We start from the raw sequence: 18342 nt of genomic DNA, 5'->3' as shown, positions 1-18342 counted from the left end.
CGTTGCCTCCATCAGCTCCCAGGGAGCCGTACCTCGCGACCGTCGAGCACCTGGCGGAAACCCCAGTTGACCCTGAGGTCGCCGAGCCAGACGATATCAGCGGTGGCGACCCCGAGTTGCTCGCGCAGGCGCGCTTGCAGTTTCGCCGGGTCGTGCGCATCACCTTCGACGGCGACCGTCAGCACGCCGGCGCGCGTGTTCGCCTCGCGAACCAGCAACACGTTGCGGCCCACCAGAGCGGGGTCTTCCTCGATGCACATCCGGACGTCGTACGCGGTGATTAGGCGGTCACCGACCAGCACGCTGCTCTCGGGACGTCCGTAAATCTTCAGTCTGCGAAAACCACACCCGCACGGGCATTCGCCGGGCGCGAATGCGGCAACGTCACCAGTGTCGTAGCGCACGAAGATGCTCCCGGCAGTGGTGAGCTTGGTGACGATCAGACGTCCGCGGAAACCGGGCGCGACGTGAATGCCGGCATCGTCGACAACTTCGAGGTAGCAGACGTCCTCGTGCACGTGGGGAGCGGTATGCCATCGGCATTCGTCGGTCGCAGCTCCTTCCTGCGTTCCACCGCGTTCGAAGACATCCTCGACCTGGAGGCGGTCGCGTAGGAACTCGCGCATGCGCGGCGTGAGCGGCAACCCCACGACGACGACCGAGCGTACTCCTTTGAAAAGCTTGTGCGGCCGAGTCGCGTCGCCGGGGCTCCGTCGAACCAGGGAGAGCAGGAACGGCGCGGTGGTCGTGATGAATTCCGGTCGCTCCGAGGCCAGCGTATGAAGGAAGGAGTCGGTGTACTCGGTTCCCATGCTTCCCCAGAAAAATGCGCAGCGCCCGCCCAAGCGTGCGATCGCGTGCGCCTCGCAGGCTGCCAGACGGTGCCATACCGGGCTCATCAACAGCGCAGTCATCCCGGGCTGGAATCCCGCCCAACGAAAGCCGCGCATCGTCGGCCGTATGTATGCTTCCTCTTCCTCCGCGCTCAGCCATACGAGCAGCGGAGCTCCTGAAGTGCCGCGCGTACTGAATGCGACGGAGCCCTGATGCGGATTCGTCCAACAGTTGCCCGCTTGTACAAGGTCATCCTTTGAAATCGTTGGAAACCGCGCGAAATCTTCGATCGAACCAAGCAGCCCCGGTTCGACGCCAGCCCTGTCCCACAGTTGGCGGTAGAATGGAACCTCGCGGTAAGCGTAGATTGCGACCTCGCGCAGACGGTCGGTCTGCCAGGCAGTCAATTGCGCGCCCGAAAGAGTCTCGATGGCCTCGCTTCGTGCGCAGCTCGAAGTAGTGTCACGCATCGCCGATCAAATACCTCGTCCGCGAGGTGACCATCCGATACACCAGTCGCCGATGCCCGCGGCACAGTGCGAAGGCGGAAACAGTTCGCCGCGCGGCAGGTCGTAGGCCGGCGCGGCCAGCCGGAGGTTGCGAACGATCCGTCCGTCAACTTCGTAGACCCCTTGGCGGAGGTGGAAGCAGTCGCACTTTACGCACTGGGGTGCGAGCAGAAGGGTGCTTTCGACGTGCATAAGATGGCGCCACGAATCCGGGCGGGCCGCATTAAAGGCGGGAGGCTCGTCGCCGAACACCACAATTGTCTTCATCGTGCGCCGTGCGAGCGCCGCAAATTCCCTTTTGCGCAACTCCGCGGAAAGCAGCTCGATCACATCTTCTCTGATCACGAGCGCATCGACTGTCAGTTGCGACAACAGGGCGGGCGTGAGCGTCACCCGCTCCGCGGAAGCGTCGAGGCAAATGAAGCGGCCACCGATACGTTCGGCGACACCGCGTTGAAGGCCCGGCATCAGCAGACTCGAGCCGAGAAAGGATATGGGACTGCTGCCGAAGTCCTGAACCGCGATCGTTGCGCCGTCCGGGATGCCCATCATCCGGTAACACCAGGTGAGATGTTCCGCCCAGATGTCGAGGTCTCCTTCGCCGAAGGCAAGACGACCGCCGGGAAGGTCGAACAACAGATATGCATTTTCAGTTGGCACTGGCGGCTCCCTGGCCGGCGAACGGGGGACCCTGGAGGGCAACCACGCCAACATGATCCATCGCCGCGACCTGGTGCGTTCTCACCGCAGTGCCGACTTTGACACCGACGTTGCGGGCCGGCTCGACGTAGCCGACCATCGCGGATAGCGCCTCGACGCCGACCTCCGCCTGATCGAGCATCTCCCACGGGACGATGGAAACCTTGCCGCTATTTGGTTCGATCGGAATCAGAGAGACATTGACGAGCGGAAATCCGTGTCCATGCGGCGGAATCCAGGTGGGATGAGCGGCGACCAGAGGGCCGACCTCGGGCAGCCCCCAGAGCGGAAAGATCGGGCGGCCACAGAACGACTCCATCCGGCGGCGCCATCGCGGGGCGAAAGATCCAGTGGATACGAAGACATGAGCAGACTGACTCATCATCGGCGGCATCCGACTCAGACCCTCCGCCAACATTGCGTCGGCTTGGCTTCGTTGAATAATCATATAGGCGCCATTGGTGAGGTCGGCCAACTCGCCGGTGTCGAACTGTTCGAGGCTGGCAAATACCACCGGCTTACCCTGTGAAATGGCCAGCAAAATACCTGTCAGCATCTCCCAAGATCCGATCCCAGGCTCGGTGCATACAAACGGGATCTCGCGCAGCCGAGGAATGAATGCCGCCATCGAGGCGGCCATCGCCGACAGAGAGAAATGCGAATGCGCGATCAGTCCACGGCCGCTCGCAAGCAGTATCGCGGGCTCCGTCGCGCGTATCGCCGTACCCGCTTCGCTGAATGTCCCTTGCAGCTCGCTCCTCGCGACCATTTTGACGCCCGCAGCCTGCGCAGGGCCGGTGCCATCTGAGGTGATGAGGGCAGACGCCTTTGCCTCGGCAAGCCGGGCCGCGAGCTGCTCGGCGGAGTCTGCGGGGTCTGCGAGCAAGATGCGGCGCCCGGCGAACAAACCGGCAAGGCACAGGAGCAGACTCTCGAGCGGATCAGGATCGGAGATCGCGATGGTGCCGGTGAGGCCAGCGGTCTGGATACCGCCGGCCAGACTCAGGCTTTGCTCGAGTAGTTCACCGTAACTGATGCGGACATTTTTGTCCGCGACCGCGATTCGGTCCTTCATCGTCGCGAATCGCTGCCGGAACAGACGGCCGAGCGGCTGCTGCGCTACCGGAACTCGACGCGGGATGCCTGGAGGCCAGTACCAGGATGGCAACGCACCGCCGACCTTGGACATGACTATCCCTGAAACTCAGCCTTCTCGTAATCGATATTGGTCTGCCTGTCGCTCTGTGATGGCGCCCAGCTAAACAGCGTGTACTCAAAATGCCGATAGCCACCGGCAAAGTGGAGCCCTTTGGGCGGGCCAGGCATCAGGCCGTCTGCGGGCATGCCGTTGGGATGCTGATAGGGCTCCCAGGCATGGTACATGACCATCTGATCGGGTCGCACGCAGGCGGACAGCTTCGCTCTGACCAGAAATGAGCCATAGTCGTTGTACACGTGAATGAAGTCGCCGTCCTCGATGCCCTTTTTGCGCGCGACAGTGTTATTGACGAACGCGAAAGGCTCGCCGCGATGCAGCTTCATCATTTCCAGCGAGGTATGCCAATTGGCGTGGATGCTCCATCGGACGTGGCCGCCGGTAATTCTCATCGGTTGATGACCACCGATGTCGGGAGGCCGCTTACAGCGGACCAGGGCCTCGTCGGCTTCGACGAAGTACGGGTGATCGATGTAGAACGCGATGCGCCGGGTGGTAGTGGCGTAGGGGACCTTCAGTTCCACCTGGTCTCTCATCGGAACATGGACATGGCGCGGGACCATATCCGAGCTCTGGCATACCATACCGTGCCAGGGCGGGCGGCCGCTGAGCCAAGCCTTGCCGTTCTTGCGCATGTTGGCGAGGTCAACGTCTTCACCGTCAAGGCTGGTGAGCCATCCCATCTCGCCGAGGGAATGCAGGCACTCGTCAACCATGCGCTCTTCGTCGGCGTTGGTCTCGCCATAGCGGTCGCCGTAGGTCGCCCGCCAGTACAGGTCGTCAACGATGACCTCACGGTTTTCGCCGGCTTGGTACTTTTCGATGCCGCGGGCCTTGAGGTGCTTCGCGATGCTGCCCAACACGCCCAGCGCAATCTGACGATCCGATCGGGACTCTCCCTGCATCGGCACCGACTGATCGGTGAAGCATAGGAGGCGCGTGCCGGGCGTCGAGTACTTTACATCCGCATACTCATAGTAAGAGGCAGCCGGCAATACATAGTCCGCATAGAGACCGGTCGTGCTCCAGCGGGGATCGAATACGACGATCGTTTCGAGCTTCGGCCATAGGGTCTTTATATAGGTATTCATGCCGCCGCGATGACGGCGCAGGGGATTCGATCCTGATACGAACATGGCGCGCGGTGTGACTTTCTGGTCGAATCCATCCCACCAGCCCTTGGCGACTGCGTCTTCGGCGTAGTCACTGATCTTCTTGTCCGTATATGGATCGTGCAGATGCTTGTCCCAGACTTCCTTGTATCCGGCGTGGCGATACCAGAGAAAAACCCCGGGCGTGAGCGTGCCCGACATCTTCATGGCCTCATGGGTCGCGCCGTTGGCGACCTCGACCGGCGGCATCGTGGGGTCCATCTTAAAGCGCATCTTGTAATCGTCATGCATCATCTGGGACAAGGTCGCGGCCGCGGCGATCGGGTTCTCCGATTCAATCACCTGCTTGGGCATCCCGGCGACTGCCGCCATCGAGGCCGAGATCTCCGTTCCCGGCGACCAGCCCTGGGTGCCGGTGCCCGGTTTGCCGACGTTGCCGGTCAGCGCAAGGATGTAGCAATACGAGCGCTCGAGCAGATCACCGTGATAGAGCTTGCCTTGAACGAAGTTGATATAGCCGAAAATCTTGCGGGGCGGCCGGCATAGCTCGGCTATCTGGTGGAGGGTGTCGGGGTGAACACCGGACATCTCCTGGACCTTGTCCGGCGTGTAGCCGTCAAGCCGTTGCTTGAGCAGGTTGAAAACGGATCGGACCTCGATGCTGGTTCCGTCTTTCAGGCGCACGCTGGTGCGGGTGTCGAGGGCATAGTCGGCGGCCATTTCGAGCGTGCCCTTGGGCATCTGCACAGGCTTTCCGGTGGCGCTGTCGATTGCGTAAAACTGTTCAGGGTCTCCGCCCTCGCGCAGGTGGGACTCTGACAGGAACCGGCCGTCATCTGAACGAACCAGGATTGGCGCATCGGTCTGTTCCTTGACGAAGTGCTCATCGATCCATCCGTTGTCGATCAGAATCTTTGCCACCCCGAGCCACAGCGCGGGATCCGCCGACCAGTCGATGTTTACCCAGATGTCGGCGAACTGGCATGAAGGATTCTTGTCCGGTGCGACGGCGATTATCTTGGCGCCGCGATAGCGGGCTTCAAGGAGGTAGTGAATGTCGGGGATGTTCGCGTACACCGGGTTGGACATCAGGATGATGGTGTCGGCCAGGAACCAGTTCTCGATGCCGGGCTCGTGATGCATCTCGCCAAAGGTCAGCCACTGGCCGACCTTGAAGTCACCGCTCACGAAGTCGAGATCCAGGCTCACTCCACCGAGCAACGAAGTCATGCCGGTGGTCGAGCCCTCGGCGGCTCCGCGAAACACTCCGATGCCATTGGCGCAGTGGTCGTCCATCAGCGCCTTGGGTCCGTACTTCTGGATGACATCAGCGATCTTCTCGCCGATTTCCTCGAAGGCCTGGTCCCAGGAAATTTTTTCCCATTTTCCGCTGCCGCGCTCGCCCGCCCGCTTCATCGGGTGCAAGACCCTGTCGGGTCCGTACATCGAGCGTGAATGTTGATAGCCCTTCTGGCATCCGCGCGGATTGTAGTCGGGCACCTTCGAGTCGGGGTCGTCGAACTCGGGATAGGTGCATGAGATCTCCTCGCGAACCACCTTGCCGTCCTTCGCGTAGACCCGGAACGGGCAACTGCCCGGGTAGCAGTTGACTCTATGGGTACCCCACTTGCAGCTGTCCCATTCGAAATATTCGCGCTGCTCCTGCACGGAATCCCGTCTCGACGTGGAGTTCTGAGGCTTATCCGATTCGTTTGCCATTTTCACGGCCTCCGCGACTACGCTTGGAGTTGCGCCTTTTCGAAGTCAATGTTGGTCTGCCGGTCCGACTGCGAAGGAGCCCAGTTCCACAGGGTGTATTCGTAATGGCGGTAGCCGCCTGCGAAGTGCAGGCCCTTGGGCGGGCCGGGCAGCAAGCCATCGTAGGGCATCCAGTTTGGATACTGATACGGCTCCCACGCGTGGTAGATCACGAGCTGGTCGGGCCGCGTACAGGAACTGAGCTTCGCCCGGGTTATGAAAGAGCCGTAGTCATTGTATACGTGGATATAATCATGATCCGCGATGCCCTTTTGCTTCGCGACCGTGTCGTTGATGAAAGCAAAGGGCTCACCGCGATGCAGCTTCAGCATCTCGTAGGACACTACCCAGTTCGAGTGAACACTCCATCGTAGGTGTCCGCTGGTAAGCCGCAAGGGTTGTGCGCCGCCGATGTTGGGTGGCTGCTTGTAACGGACGAGGTGCTCGTCGGCCTCGATGAACCACGGATGGTCGAGGTACAGCTCCATTCGCCGCGTAGTGGTCGCGTATGGCACCTTTTGCTCGAGCTGATCGCGGAAGGGCCAGAAAACATTGCCCGGAACGATGTCCGCGTTCTGGACCACGGTCGCGTGCCAGGCGGGGCGACCGCTCAGCCACGCTTTCCCGTTCTTGCGCAGGTTGGCGAGCGTGAGCTCCTCACCGTCGAGGCTTTCGAACCACCCCATCTTTCCGAGCGCGTTATAGGTGTCGTTTACCAGCCGTTCCTCGTCTGCGTTCTCTTCGCCGTAGCGTCCTCCGAAGGTGGCACGCCAGTAGAGCTCCTTGACGACGATCTCCCGTTCATCGGACTTGTACTTTTCCACGCCTCGCTTCTGTAGATGCTCCTGAATGCGTTTCAGGAGGGCGAGCGTGATCTGACGGTCGGATCTGGACTCGCCGAGCATCTCCACGGTCTGGTCCGTGAATGTGCTGAAGCGGGTCGCCGGCGTCGAGTACTTGGCGTCGGCATACTCATAGAACGATGCGGCCGGCAGCACGTAGTCGGCGTAGAGTCCGGTGGTGCTCCAGCGCGGATCCAACACCACGATTAGCTCGAGCTTCGGCCAAAAGGTCTTCAGGTAGGTGTTCATGCCGCCGCGGTGACGGCGGAGCGGATTCGATCCTGATACCAGCAGCCCCTTTGGACAGACGTCCTTGTCGGGGTGTACGAACCCCTTCCACCAGCCGTTGGCGAGCGATTCCTCGGCGTATTGGCTGATTTTCTTGGGCGCGTTTGGGTCGTCGAGGAACTTGTCCCAAACCTCCTTGTACCCGGCGTGGTGGTACCAGAGCCAAACCGGCGGCGAGAGTGTGCCGCCCATCCTGAGACCTTCACGGAGCGCACCCAAAGAAGCCTCGACCGGAGGCATCGTCGGGTCCATTTTGAAATATGTCTTATAGTCCTCCGGTATCTTCTGCGACATATTCATCGCGTGAAGCAATGGATCGCCGGTCTCGAGCACCTCATTGGGCATCCCGCCGACGACGGCGGCGCCGCCGATATACTCGGCTCCGGCCGACCATCCCCGCGATCCCGTGCCGGCCTTGCCGACGTTTCCGGTGAGCGCGAGCATGTAGCAGTAGGAGCGCTCGAGCAGATCGCCATGGTAGAGCTTGCCGGCGTTCCAGTTGACGAAGACGAACACCTTGCGCGGCGGCTTGACCAGTTCGGCCAACTGGGCGAGCTGATCGGGGTGGATACCCGATATCTCGTGCACCTTTTCCGGCGTGTATTCAGCGATTCGTTTCTTGAGCAGCTCGTAGACCGTTGTGACCTCGATCTGCTTCTTGTCCTTGAGGGTAACTTTCCATTTGCCCTCGAGCGCGTAGTCGAACGGCATCGCAAGCGTGCCTTTGGGCAGCGGCTCGGGCTTGCCGGTGGCGCTGTTGATTGCGAAGTGCTGCTCCCCGTCGGCGCCCTCGGTCAAGTCGGCCGCGCGCAGGAACCGTTGATCGTCCATGCGGACCAGCACCGGGAGATCGGTCTGTTCCTTCATGAACTCGAGGTCCACCCATCCCTTATCGATCAGGATTTTGCAGACGCCGAGCCACAGTGCCGGGTCGGCCGACCAGTTGACCGGCAGCCACATGTCAGCGAACTGGGCAGTGGCGTTCTTGTCGGGCGCGATCGCGACCACTTTCGCACCGCGATAGCGCGCCTCGAGAATATAATGGATGTCGGGAATGTTCCCGTACGCCGGATTCGAAAGAGCGATGACCGTATCCGCGAGGAACCAGGTCTCGATTCCCGGAGCGTGCTGGAATTGCCCGAAGGTCAGGTACTGGCCGGGGTTGAAATCACCGATGAGAAAGTTGAGATCGGAGCTGACTCCCCCCAAGCGCGACACGAAGCCGGTCGATGCACCCTCGCCGCCGCCGCGCAACACGCCGGCGCCATTGGTTCCATGGTCGTCGGAGATCGCCTGCGGCCCGTATTTCTGGATTATGTCGACGAGCTTGACGGCGATTTCATCGTAGGCCTGCTCCCAGCTAATCCGTTCCCACTTGCCGCTGCCCCGCTCGCCCGCACGCTTCATCGGGTATAACAGCCGGTCGGGGCCATACATCGCTTTCGAGTGCTGGTAGCCCTTCTGACATCCGCGCGGATTGTAGTCGGGCACCTTGTAGTCGGGATCGGAGAACTCCGGGTAGGTGCACGAGATCTCCTCGCGAATCACCTTGCCGTCCTGCGCGTAGACGCGGAACGGGCAACTGCCGGGATAGCAGTTGACGCGATGCGTTCCCCATCGGCACTTATCCCATTGCCAATACTTCTGATTGGCTTCGGCGGCCGTTTGGTTGGCCGCAGGATTTTCTTCGTCCTTGCGCTTGCTCATGACTGGTGCCCCTTGCCGGCCTCGCCCCCCTGCTTGCCGGCCTCGACCCCCTGCTCGATCGGATCAACGGGAGCCAGGACATTGAACGGGGTGAAGGCGTCCGACCATTTGTAGATGATGAGCAGATCCATCAATTCGGAATGTTCCCCGCGCGCGGCGCGCGCGCGATGCTCCTTGAGCGTAACCATCGCCTGGTCAAGACCGGGTCCGAAGTACTTGCGAAGCAGGTCCACCGGTATATCGGCTTGATTGGTCGGCTTATTCCCGGCTGCGAAACTCGTCGGCCGGATGAACGGCGGTATGTAGTAAACATTGGGACCGGTGTTGTAGTCGGGACGCAGTGGCAGCGCGACTTTGTATTCGTTGACGAGCTTGGCGACGAAGCTCTCCTTGTCGTCCAGATAGCCGAAGTACATCCCACGCGCGGGGCAGCTCTTCGCGCATACCGGAGCGTAATTGTTCTCCACCCGGCCGGCGCAGAAGTCGCACATCTCGTAGGTGCCTGCCACGATGTTCTCCATCGGAATCTTGTAGGGACATTCTGCTGCACACAGGCCGCATTCGTCGCACGAACTCGGATCGATGACGACGATCCCGTCCTCCTCGCGCTTGTGCAACGAGTTCTTGTGCCCGTTCCCCTGGCTCGACGGCATGCCGCCGCCTTTGGCGAAGTGATCCTGGCAGACGGCGATGCAAGGAGCATCCGTGCAGTGATTGCAGAGCCGGGGCATATAGAAAAAGTACCCGTTCGGCCACTCGCCGCCGCCCTGATCTTCTTCCCAGATGGGTCCCCACTTCGGCGGCTCTCCGGTTTCCTTGGTCACCGGATGCAGGTATTTGGCGCCGACCGGAGACGTGTAGACCTCTTCCCAGTTGAAGTTCCACGTTCCGCCGTAGTCCCGCACCCGGTCCGGAACCTTACGGCCCAGTTCCATCCACCCCTTGGGCCACCCCTCGCCGGGCTTGGTTTCGCACCATATGTAGCGGAGCATCTCGGTGCCGGGATGGTTCAGACGATGAGTGCTGCAGGCGACGGTGCAAGTCTGACACCCGATACATTTATCGAGATTGATCACCATAGCGAGTTGTCTTTGGCTCATGGCACTGCCTCTCTAATCTTTCATGCTGACGTAAATGAAGCCCCGGTCCCTCGTTCGAAGGCGCTGGCCTTCGATTCGAACGCATCCCGTCGCACCAAGGCGCGTGACCGCGCCCGAGCGTGACGCCCCTCAAGAAGGCGTCTCAGCTTGTATTGGGCTTGAGCATTTCACCTCACCGGTCATTCGGAATTCCCAAGAACGCGGTTGCGTTTTAGTATGCACTGCTCGTGCCATACGGCGCCGGCACGGGTAGCTGCTGAATTCAATTTCTTCGCTATTTGTGGCGCTTATGGCTACAGCCGCAATGGTGCCATCCGCACCATTTTTTTTCTGAAGTATGGGTTCATGCGCCGGCGGAGGGCACGCGTCGCATCGGAACGCGGTGCACGCAGGTCGGGGATCGGACCACTCTCATCGGTTCCCTAACACTCGTTAGGCTCAGGGAGGATCGAGATAGGTTAGGTGTCAGATGCGCAACTTCGGTGTCAAATGTGCGACTTGTGATAACCGGCGTGCCGGCGGTGACTGGAGCAAGCCGCAGGGCTACACCTTCAAAGACTGACCAATTACATGAGCGTAAGTCAGTGGGCCTAATAAAGTTCATCGCAATGAACCTAACAACTGTTAGGCTACGCGTTTCTCCGGCGCGATTGCGAAAGCCGCGGCATACCTCTGCCGCGGATTCTAGTCGCAGATACCTGAATCTAGTGTTTAACCGGGCCGGGAGCCCCGCCCGCGGAGCCGGGCTTGCCCTTGGGCCAAATCGTTTCGACTTCGCGCGCGAACGCGCCGTAGATCTCGTTTACCAACTCGGCATGCCTGATTAGGATTCGCATGTCTCCGGTGATTTTGATCCTGCCCTTCAGTCCCGCGTCGATGAGGTCCATCTGCTCCGCCGCGACCGCTTCGAATACCGATGCGGGAAGCTCGAAGATGAACTCGAAATCCTTGCGCGGCGCTGGCACGTCGACTTGCCGATACTCGAGACATTTGCCGTCCGTGAACAACACCACGAAGTTGCGCAACTCGCCGACCGGAAGATAGAGCGAGCCCGCATCGCCGACAATCTTCGCCAGCACGTGGAAGGTGCCACGCGGGGATTTTTTTTCGACTTCCGGATTTTCGTTGAGGAGCTTCTTGATCGCCTCGTACCATTCGGTCGTGTAAATCGCAGGCATGATAATCCTCTCGCCGCCGATCCGGTTCTCTTAATAGAGCCGATTTTCCTGCTGCCACAGCTTGGGCAGGCCGTAATCGTGTGCAATGACCTTGTATGCGTTGTAGCCGCCGGCCGCGCTGATTCCTCCGCCGCCCGCCGACGCGCCGCACATGTAGAGCCCTTCCATCTCGCTCCGATAGATGTGCGCCCGCGGCAGCCCGAAACTCATGTGGCCGGGTCGTCCGTGCGAGAAATCTCCCTCGGGCATCGCGATCCGCTTTTCCATGTCGAGCGACACGTAAAGCTTGTCAGCGATTACATTCTTGCGCGTCATGTTGGGAGCGTAGGTGCTCCAAAGCTCCAGGAATTTTCCGTTGTAGTCGCGCCGGACGTTGTCCCATTCCTCCGGGCTGAGGCACGAAGCGCGCGGGAAAAAGAACCATCCGTTCATCGTGTGCATTCCCGCAGGCGCCTGGCTGGGATCCCACAGCGAATTGACCCAGGTGCCGGCGCCGGGAAGGTCGGGAATCTGGCCGCCGTAGGCCTGCAGGATGTAGTCGGAAACCTGGTGGGCATCTTCGAATCCGACGATGGTGTAGAAGCACTTGTTGATGTCGGCGTTGTGCCGCGCCGACTTGTAATCGGGCGGCGTGTGCAATGCGAACGACGGCGTGCCGAGCACGTGCTCAGGTCCAAACCGCCAATTCACCATCCGCTCTTTTCTGAAATCACTGAGCTTGTCCCATCCGATGAGATCGACGAAGGTGGTTTTCGGATCGGCGTTGGAGGCGACCAGTTTGCGCGCCTCGATCGTGTGCCCGTCCTTGAGCCGCACGCCGGTTGCGCGTCCGCCTGAATTCAGAATCTCGACGACCGGGCTGTTGTAACGAAGGTCCGCGCCCGCCGCCAGCGCCGCGCTCGCCATCGCATGCGCGAGCGTATGCGTCCCGCCGATCGACATATAGTGATTCGCGCACAGCCAGATCACGCACATCACGAATCCGAAGCCGTCGCCGGCGTGCAGGTTCGCGCCCCATTCCACGCACTGGCGATACATGGTCGCGCGCAGCTCGCTCGACTCGAAAACCTCATCGATGAGCACTTTCGGGCACTTGTTCATCTCTTGCGGCTTGAACCCGAGGTCGATCCAAAGCTGCAGCAGCCGGCCCATGATGGCTTCGCTGCGCCCCCCCTCGCTCTGCACCTCGGACGAGGGCGGGCTGTAGAGCATCGCCGAGATGTAATTGTTGGCCGCCAGCACCTTGCCGCGGATCGCAGCGAAAGCATCGGCGTCGCGGCGCGAGTAGTAGGCGATACTCGCATGAGTCCGGTCCGCGAGTTCGGGCCGGTAGATGACTAGAGGCGGCCTGCCATCGGCAAAGGTAATTCCGACCTGCGCATCCGGCTTGATCACCCGGGCCCCGAAGCTGGGCAGGTCGAAGTCGCGATAGAAGGGCATCATCTCGATGAACTCCATGTACTGGGCATGGAGGTTGTGCCAGAAGCCTGGAACGGTCGCCTCATCGGTGTGCGCGCCGCCGCCTTCGTCGTGGCGCCGCTCGAATATCCCGACTTTCAAGCCTGCCCGCGCGAGATAGGCGCCCAGGCACAGACCGTTGTGGCCGGCTCCGATAATTACCGCGTCATAAGATGCGTCTGGCATGCGGCCCTCCTAATGGTTGCCCTCAGGGGCGAGCTTCATCAGTCGATGAACCCGAAATGGAAAAAAAAGATTGCCGATCCGCGAGGTTACTTTCAGCCGTCCTCGAAGATGCTCGATCAGCGGATTGCTGCGGCCCTGCAGCAGCTTGGTCAGCGACTGGTACGAACCCGCGATCGTGGCGTCGAGCGGCCCCGCGCTGCCGTCGCTTATCGCGATCTCATCGCCCCGAAAATCCACCGTCACCGACGCATCGTAATCAGTCGCGGTCAATCCAAGCCGGCCACGCAAACGCGACGCGCGTACTCGCCGCCGCGTCGAATCTGCCAGTTGCTGCTCGAGGAACTGCTGCACGATCGAGGCGAGCCCGCTCGTCGCGTCGTCATTGAGTCGCACCGGGATATCTGCAATAGCGGTCATTTCCACCAGCGCTCGACGTGCTGATCCTGCGCGATAATCTCCAGTGCGTTGTAAGCCGGCGCGAAGGTCACGAACCCGTGCGGATGCTGCGTGGCGCCGCACATGTACAGATTCCCGATCGGAGTCCGATACTCTGAAAGAATCGGGCCGGGACGATTGTCCAGCATGTTGCCGAGATCGATCAGCCCGCCGATCCAGTCGGCCTGAACCATGTTCGGGATCCGCCGCGTGATGTCGAGCGGCGAATAGGTCGCCCAGTCCAGAAACGTGCTGTCGCTCAGGTTGGGCGCCGCCGCTTTCCACACGTCGATGCATCGCTGGCCGTATTCGCGGGAGATATTGTCCCACGTGGTCGGACCGCCGTTGGCGAGATCGTACGCCGCCATCTGCCGGAGCAGGCCCGTGTAGAAGCCGTCGGGCGCGTCAGTCGGATCGTAGAGCGAATTGACCGCGGCATTGGGCCGTGGATTCAAAAGTTTGCCGGCGCGCACGTCGCGCCAATCGTCATTGAACTGCTTCTGATTTTCGTAACCGAGATTGACCACCCAGGCCTTATTGACATCGGGATCGAATGACGCGGCGCGATACTCGGGAAGCTTCGTCATCGCAAGATGGACGCTGAAGAACGTCGAATCCATGTGCGGAAAGTGCTCGACTTCGGTGGTCAGCGCAGCCGACAGATTCTCGCGCCCGACCATACGCAGGAAAGTCTGCTCGAGGCTGATCGAGCTGGCGACCAGATGCTTCGCGCGCACTTCGCTGCCGTCTTCGAGGCGGACGCCGACTGCTTTTCCGTTCTCGACGATAATCTTCTCGACGCCATGATTCAGGAAAACGCGCCCGCCGGCTTGCGCCAGCGCTTCCCATAATGAATGGGCAAGCGCGTGCGAACCGCCGATGCAGATGTGCCAGTTGTCGATCTTGCTCAGCAGCAACGGGAACGAAACCGCCAGCCCTCTGCGATCGGTCGCATAGCCCGCCAGCGACGCGTGAAATGACAGATGAGCCTTGACTCGATCGTTCTCGAAATGGTGGTCGAGGAATTCGTTGATCGTCTGATGGCGCAAATGAACGCTCAGGTACTTGCTCTTTTCCTCGACGCCCCAGGCCACCAGCGCCTTGGTGATCTCCTTCATCGAGGTCGGCGGCGAATACATCAGCGTCCGCAAAATCAGGTCGCGGTAGCCGCGCGCTTCTTCGTAAACGGCGTGGAAGGTCTCGGCGTCCTTGGGCGAAAAACGCGCAATCGACTCGCAGGTCTTGTTCAGGTCGGTATGCACCACCAGCGCCGAGCCGTCGCCGAACACGCTCGCCATCTGCACCAGCGGCTGCACGTAGCGCAATCCGTGCCGCGTGATGAGCTCAAGGTCGTCGTACACCGGGCAGATGCCGACCAGGGTGTGATAATTCGCGTGAACGTTGTGCAGGAAGCCGGGCCGCGTCAGTTCCTCGGTGCACAGTCCGCCGCCTTCTTCGGTGCGCTTCTCGAAAACGCCAACGCTCCATCCGGCTTTCGCCAGGTAGGCGGCCAGCGCCATCCCGTTGTGACCCGCACCGATTATGATGGCGTCGTAAGTTGCATCAGGCATAGCGATCCCCTCCCAATCGATTCACGGCAATCTGCCCCGCTGTGGCCGCATACGTAAACGCACCTTGCGTGCCATTTGACTTCGCCCGCTTGCTGACGTTTCCGAAGGGGTAGGGGCGGCACCCGATCGTGCAGCACAGCGAGTCACAAGCACTACCCATACTACCGGTCGCCTAATCGGCGCCGCGCGGAAAGGATCCGCCCGTTGTGCCCGACCGTCCGGGGCTCGGCTGAGGCGCAAGCACGCCGCGCAGAAACAGATCCGCAATTCCGGAAATGATCGTTTCTTCCGCCAGCGGATGCGCCTGACTGCCGCCCATCACCTCCTCGGTCAGGATGAACATCAAAACCATCCCGATTAGGCAACGCGCCGCGACGAACTCGTCGATCGGGCGCAATTCACCGGCCTTGACCCTGTCACGCAATTGGCCCGCCAGAAGCTCGTTACCCTCGATCAAGACGTGCTCCAGCAAAGTGCGGCCATTCGAGCTACGCAGAGCCAACTGCCACAGAATGTTCGGCGTCCGTGCGGCCTTCACCCTGAATGCGTCCAACATCCCCGACACCGCCCGAGCGAGAATGTCGCGCAGCGGGGCTCCGGCGAACTGTTCCAACAGCCTCCTCTCGTCGGGCAGCAGGGTGAACCGCTGCACTAATTCGTCGATGATGGCGTCCTTGTTCTCGAAGTAGAGATAAAAGGTACCCTTTCCCAGCCCGGCCTCAGACGTAATATCGCTGACGGTGGCTTCGTCAATACCCTTTCGGACGAAGACCTTGAGCGCCGCGTGGGCCAGTTGCTCACGCCGACTCTCCAAGTGGCTTTCCCGATTCGAGGCTGAAATCAGCGGCATTGGATTATAATGACTGATGCGTCGGTCATTGTCAAGGGTGGAGCGCGTGACCATTGCGCACTTTGCGTTCCGGTGCTTCGCCTGGACAAACAATCGAAGCGCGGCGCGCGGATTCGGGTTGGTCGTGTGCCACCGGATTCTTTCGCACATCCTCGTTCAGCCGTTCCCAGCGATGACCCCTTTGTGATCGGGCGCGCCGCCGTATTCACGCCGGTAGCTAATTGCGTGCCACCGCGCCAATTAGAGTCTGGCGACGGCGGATTTAGCATCGCCAGCACGATTTTCCGCAGTAAAGTCCGGTTCGCCGGTGGCAGATTCTGCGATCAGCCGGCACGCTTTATGGTGTATCCGACCGCGTCACCCGCGGATGCGGATGATTCCAATTGATGCTGCGGGACGCGTGTTCCCCGTTGCGACGGGGACGCAGTGTTAAGATTGAGACTGGCCCGTCGTGCCAACGACCGCTGCGCAGATTTTTCGATTGAGACCCGTTGCGACGGGGGCGCAGTGTTAAGACATCATTCAATCGCGACCGCCGTCGCATCCTTCCTTGGATTTGAGGCTTTTGAGGCTTTGATCTTTTTCCTCGCCCGAGACTTCTTGACTGCGGTACGCAGTGGCACTCGAGCATCCGCAGTCATTGTATCCACATGCTGCATGCCGTCGAGTCCGACCCCATTTTCCTCAGGTTTGGCGAAAATCGCGCTCGGAACAAAATTCGGTCGATCCTCACTTTTCAGGCCGATGTCGCGGAGTTCAAGATAACGCATTCGGGTGGTGCTGATGCCGACAAAGGCTGGCCCATCGAGGCCGTTTTTTCCAGCCGACCGACACTCGAAGCGGGTATTGATTATCGGAAAGGGCTTTCGGGCAGCGATGGACAGCACGGAACCGGGCCACCACCTGCCCTTGCCCACACGGACGATCCAGACCCAGACAGGAGTACCCGGACTAAGTTCGCAGATCCGATGAACTTCCATTTGGCAGTCTTCCCTCCACTCAGTTCTTGACGTCTAATGACTTTCAGCCAGGAGCGGAAATTTCTGAAATACGGAGCCGCCGCTGCGCAGATTTTTCGCTTGAGACTGGCCCGTCGTGCCAACGACCGCCCCGCGCGTAGCGGTGACTGAATGCCCCCCGTCGCAACGGGGAATCGTATGTAGAAATTCGCCGCGTACCACTAGGAGTTTCATCATCACGGGATTTTTCTCGGGGTCTCGCTTGTCGCCGAGATCCCCAAATCGCGCTCGGCATCAGAGAGGGCCGCGAAGATTGAGTCTGCCGTGACGGCGGCCATTAAGGTTCGCAGCGTTTCAGGCCGTGAACACATCTGCGGGAGCTTTGCCAGCCAGGGAAGGTGCAGTTCGTGATACTTGAGGCCGAGTACAAAAAACAGATGGGTGGGCTTACTGTCGAGAGCGTCGAAATCGACGCCGCCACGTGATCGGCCCAGGACCATGAACGGTTTGACTATGTGCTCGGGATGGCGATTGAGCGTGTGCAGGAAAGCGAGTCCGTTGCCGATCGCGCTCGGCATGATATTCTCGCGCTCGATAAGAGCGCCGACAAACCAGGTCTTGTCCCTCACCAGATTCAGCCGGCCGGCCAGATTCGCCAGCTCCTCGATCACTCCGGTTTTGGTGTTGGCCTCCAGGTCGGGAATTATGTGGCTTGGCTGAAAGCAACTCGCGAGATTTAGCATTCTGCGCGCCGCCGCAGGCGCGCCTCTGGAAACGTCAACGCTCCGTGGCGTGACTCCCAGCATTTGATCGTCGAGCCAGGCGTCCAGCATCGCCTTGCGGAACCGCCATTGATTACCGATTTTGACTCCGGGTAACTCCCCCTCGGATACCAATTTGAGCACCGTTCGCTCGTTGAGGTTCAGATAAGCGGCGAGTTGGCGAACCGTCATCAACTTGTCCGCCGATTCGCGCGAGCTTTCCGTCGTACTACGGAGAATGTTCGACACTCGCGTAAAAATACCTAAAACTCCGCCCTAATACAACCGATTACCCCGCCTCCATGATCGATCAAGCATGCGCGCTACTACTGGTTGCTGCTGGCGGAGAGCCACCACACGCGCGCGATGTGAGGCGAAGGCGCGCCGAGGAAGCGCGCGGGTGGATCTTCGACGATGGCGGCGGGGGACCGTTCAGCTGGGCGCGCGATCCCGATCAAGACTCTAGCCCAATCGGGTGATGATCTAATTTGGCGGAAAGTGAATTCCCTTTTCCTCAATCGCATCAAAGACCGTTTTCAGAGTTGTCAAAGCAGATGCGAATTGGATCCCGAGATTAAATGCGGTCGTCACGACTCCGCCGCTGTCCAGCAGCACATTGAAGGCTTGCATAGCCTTCGTCTGATTGAGTGCCTTGAAGGCTTTCTGAAGGCCATCGAGAGTATCTATCGCTTCTTGTTTTGTCATTGTTATGTGACTCCCTTATGCACACGCCGATCGTGCCCGGCGGCGAGGCGTTGCGGACTGTTCCCCGTCAGCACAAGTTGGACAGTTTGCAGCGATTGAGGAAGAGAGGGTTTTTGGCTCATCTTAACCCCAAAAGGAGCGGAGATGAGATCGAAAGCAGATACGCATTCGGAG

14 protein-coding genes are annotated in these 18342 nt (G+C 60.3%); all 14 read right to left on the bottom strand.

Translation table 11 applies throughout. From position 1 onward, the window contains the following. Positions 1 to 11 precede the first annotated feature (11 nt). Complete coding sequence (locus tag ABR989_RS01580) at positions 12 to 1304, bottom strand: phenylacetate--CoA ligase family protein (protein WP_428125306.1); 1293 nt, start codon at positions 1302 to 1304, stop codon at positions 12 to 14. Between the two features lie 6 nt (positions 1305 to 1310). Further along, positions 1311 to 2003 (bottom strand): hypothetical protein, encoded by a 693-nt coding sequence (locus ABR989_RS01575; protein WP_428125305.1) that lies wholly within the window; start codon positions 2001 to 2003, stop codon positions 1311 to 1313. Further along, positions 1993 to 3231 (bottom strand): AMP-binding protein, encoded by a 1239-nt coding sequence (locus tag ABR989_RS01570; protein ID WP_428125304.1) that lies wholly within the window; start codon positions 3229 to 3231, stop codon positions 1993 to 1995. The genes ABR989_RS01575 and ABR989_RS01570 overlap by 11 nt, the downstream gene beginning before the upstream one ends. A gap of 2 nt (positions 3232 to 3233) precedes the next feature. After that, entirely contained in the window at positions 3234 to 6089 is a 2856-nt protein-coding gene (locus ABR989_RS01565; protein WP_428125303.1) for a molybdopterin-dependent oxidoreductase, read from the bottom strand. Positions 6090 to 6106: 17 nt separating this feature from the next. Continuing rightward, on the bottom strand, positions 6107 to 8965 hold the full coding sequence (locus ABR989_RS01560) for a molybdopterin-dependent oxidoreductase (protein WP_428125302.1): 2859 nt from the start codon (positions 8963 to 8965) through the stop codon (positions 6107 to 6109). Next, on the bottom strand, positions 8962 to 10065 hold the full coding sequence (locus ABR989_RS01555; RefSeq protein WP_428125300.1) for a 4Fe-4S dicluster domain-containing protein: 1104 nt from the start codon (positions 10063 to 10065) through the stop codon (positions 8962 to 8964). The genes ABR989_RS01560 and ABR989_RS01555 overlap by 4 nt, the downstream gene beginning before the upstream one ends. A 704-nt stretch (positions 10066 to 10769) precedes the next feature. Next, on the bottom strand, positions 10770 to 11243 hold the full coding sequence (locus tag ABR989_RS01550) for an SCP2 sterol-binding domain-containing protein (protein ID WP_428125299.1): 474 nt from the start codon (positions 11241 to 11243) through the stop codon (positions 10770 to 10772). A 30-nt stretch (positions 11244 to 11273) separates the two neighbouring features. Continuing rightward, complete coding sequence (locus ABR989_RS01545) at positions 11274 to 12887, bottom strand: phytoene desaturase family protein (RefSeq protein ID WP_428125298.1); 1614 nt, start codon at positions 12885 to 12887, stop codon at positions 11274 to 11276. A 9-nt stretch (positions 12888 to 12896) separates the two neighbouring features. Beyond that, on the bottom strand, positions 12897 to 13304 hold the full coding sequence (locus tag ABR989_RS01540; RefSeq protein ID WP_428125297.1) for an SCP2 sterol-binding domain-containing protein: 408 nt from the start codon (positions 13302 to 13304) through the stop codon (positions 12897 to 12899). After that, positions 13301 to 14893: a phytoene desaturase family protein gene (locus ABR989_RS01535; protein WP_428125296.1), complete on the bottom strand. Its 1593-nt coding sequence runs from the start codon at positions 14891 to 14893 to the stop codon at positions 13301 to 13303. The genes ABR989_RS01540 and ABR989_RS01535 overlap by 4 nt, the downstream gene beginning before the upstream one ends. Positions 14894 to 15065: 172 nt before the next feature. Then, complete coding sequence (locus ABR989_RS01530) at positions 15066 to 15743, bottom strand: TetR/AcrR family transcriptional regulator (RefSeq protein ID WP_428125295.1); 678 nt, start codon at positions 15741 to 15743, stop codon at positions 15066 to 15068. A gap of 518 nt (positions 15744 to 16261) precedes the next feature. Next, on the bottom strand, positions 16262 to 16723 hold the full coding sequence (locus ABR989_RS01525) for a hypothetical protein (RefSeq protein ID WP_428125293.1): 462 nt from the start codon (positions 16721 to 16723) through the stop codon (positions 16262 to 16264). Positions 16724 to 16938: 215 nt separating this feature from the next. Then, positions 16939 to 17655 (bottom strand): PTS sugar transporter subunit IIA, encoded by a 717-nt coding sequence (locus ABR989_RS01520; RefSeq protein ID WP_428125292.1) that lies wholly within the window; start codon positions 17653 to 17655, stop codon positions 16939 to 16941. A gap of 291 nt (positions 17656 to 17946) precedes the next feature. Continuing rightward, positions 17947 to 18168, bottom strand: a complete 222-nt coding sequence (locus ABR989_RS01515; RefSeq protein ID WP_428125290.1) for a hypothetical protein — start codon at positions 18166 to 18168, stop codon at positions 17947 to 17949. Positions 18169 to 18342 lie beyond the last annotated feature (174 nt).

Origin of the sequence: Binatus soli (SeqCode) (assembly GCF_050015535.1) — a bacterium.
In the GTDB taxonomy this organism is placed as follows: domain Bacteria; phylum Desulfobacterota; class Binatia; order Binatales; family Binataceae; genus Binatus; species Binatus soli.
The sequence above is the reverse complement of the archived record's forward strand: the minus strand, read 5'-3'. Positions and strand labels throughout refer to the sequence as shown.

Coding starts and splice junctions, on each gene's coding strand:
- ABR989_RS01580 (WP_428125306.1), bottom strand. CDS start 1,304: ATGCGTGACACTACTTCGAGCTGCGCACGAAGCGAGGCCATCGAGACT.
- ABR989_RS01570 (WP_428125304.1), bottom strand. CDS start 3,231: ATGTCCAAGGTCGGCGGTGCGTTGCCATCCTGGTACTGGCCTCCAGGC.
- ABR989_RS01565 (WP_428125303.1), bottom strand. CDS start 6,089: ATGGCAAACGAATCGGATAAGCCTCAGAACTCCACGTCGAGACGGGAT.
- ABR989_RS01560 (WP_428125302.1), bottom strand. CDS start 8,965: ATGAGCAAGCGCAAGGACGAAGAAAATCCTGCGGCCAACCAAACGGCC.
- ABR989_RS01555 (WP_428125300.1), bottom strand. CDS start 10,065: ATGAGCCAAAGACAACTCGCTATGGTGATCAATCTCGATAAATGTATC.
- ABR989_RS01550 (WP_428125299.1), bottom strand. CDS start 11,243: ATGCCTGCGATTTACACGACCGAATGGTACGAGGCGATCAAGAAGCTC.
- ABR989_RS01545 (WP_428125298.1), bottom strand. CDS start 12,887: ATGCCAGACGCATCTTATGACGCGGTAATTATCGGAGCCGGCCACAAC.
- ABR989_RS01540 (WP_428125297.1), bottom strand. CDS start 13,304: ATGACCGCTATTGCAGATATCCCGGTGCGACTCAATGACGACGCGACG.
- ABR989_RS01535 (WP_428125296.1), bottom strand. CDS start 14,893: ATGCCTGATGCAACTTACGACGCCATCATAATCGGTGCGGGTCACAAC.
- ABR989_RS01530 (WP_428125295.1), bottom strand. CDS start 15,743: ATGCCGCTGATTTCAGCCTCGAATCGGGAAAGCCACTTGGAGAGTCGG.
- ABR989_RS01525 (WP_428125293.1), bottom strand. CDS start 16,723: ATGGAAGTTCATCGGATCTGCGAACTTAGTCCGGGTACTCCTGTCTGG.
- ABR989_RS01520 (WP_428125292.1), bottom strand. CDS start 17,655: ATGACGGTTCGCCAACTCGCCGCTTATCTGAACCTCAACGAGCGAACG.
- ABR989_RS01515 (WP_428125290.1), bottom strand. CDS start 18,168: ATGACAAAACAAGAAGCGATAGATACTCTCGATGGCCTTCAGAAAGCC.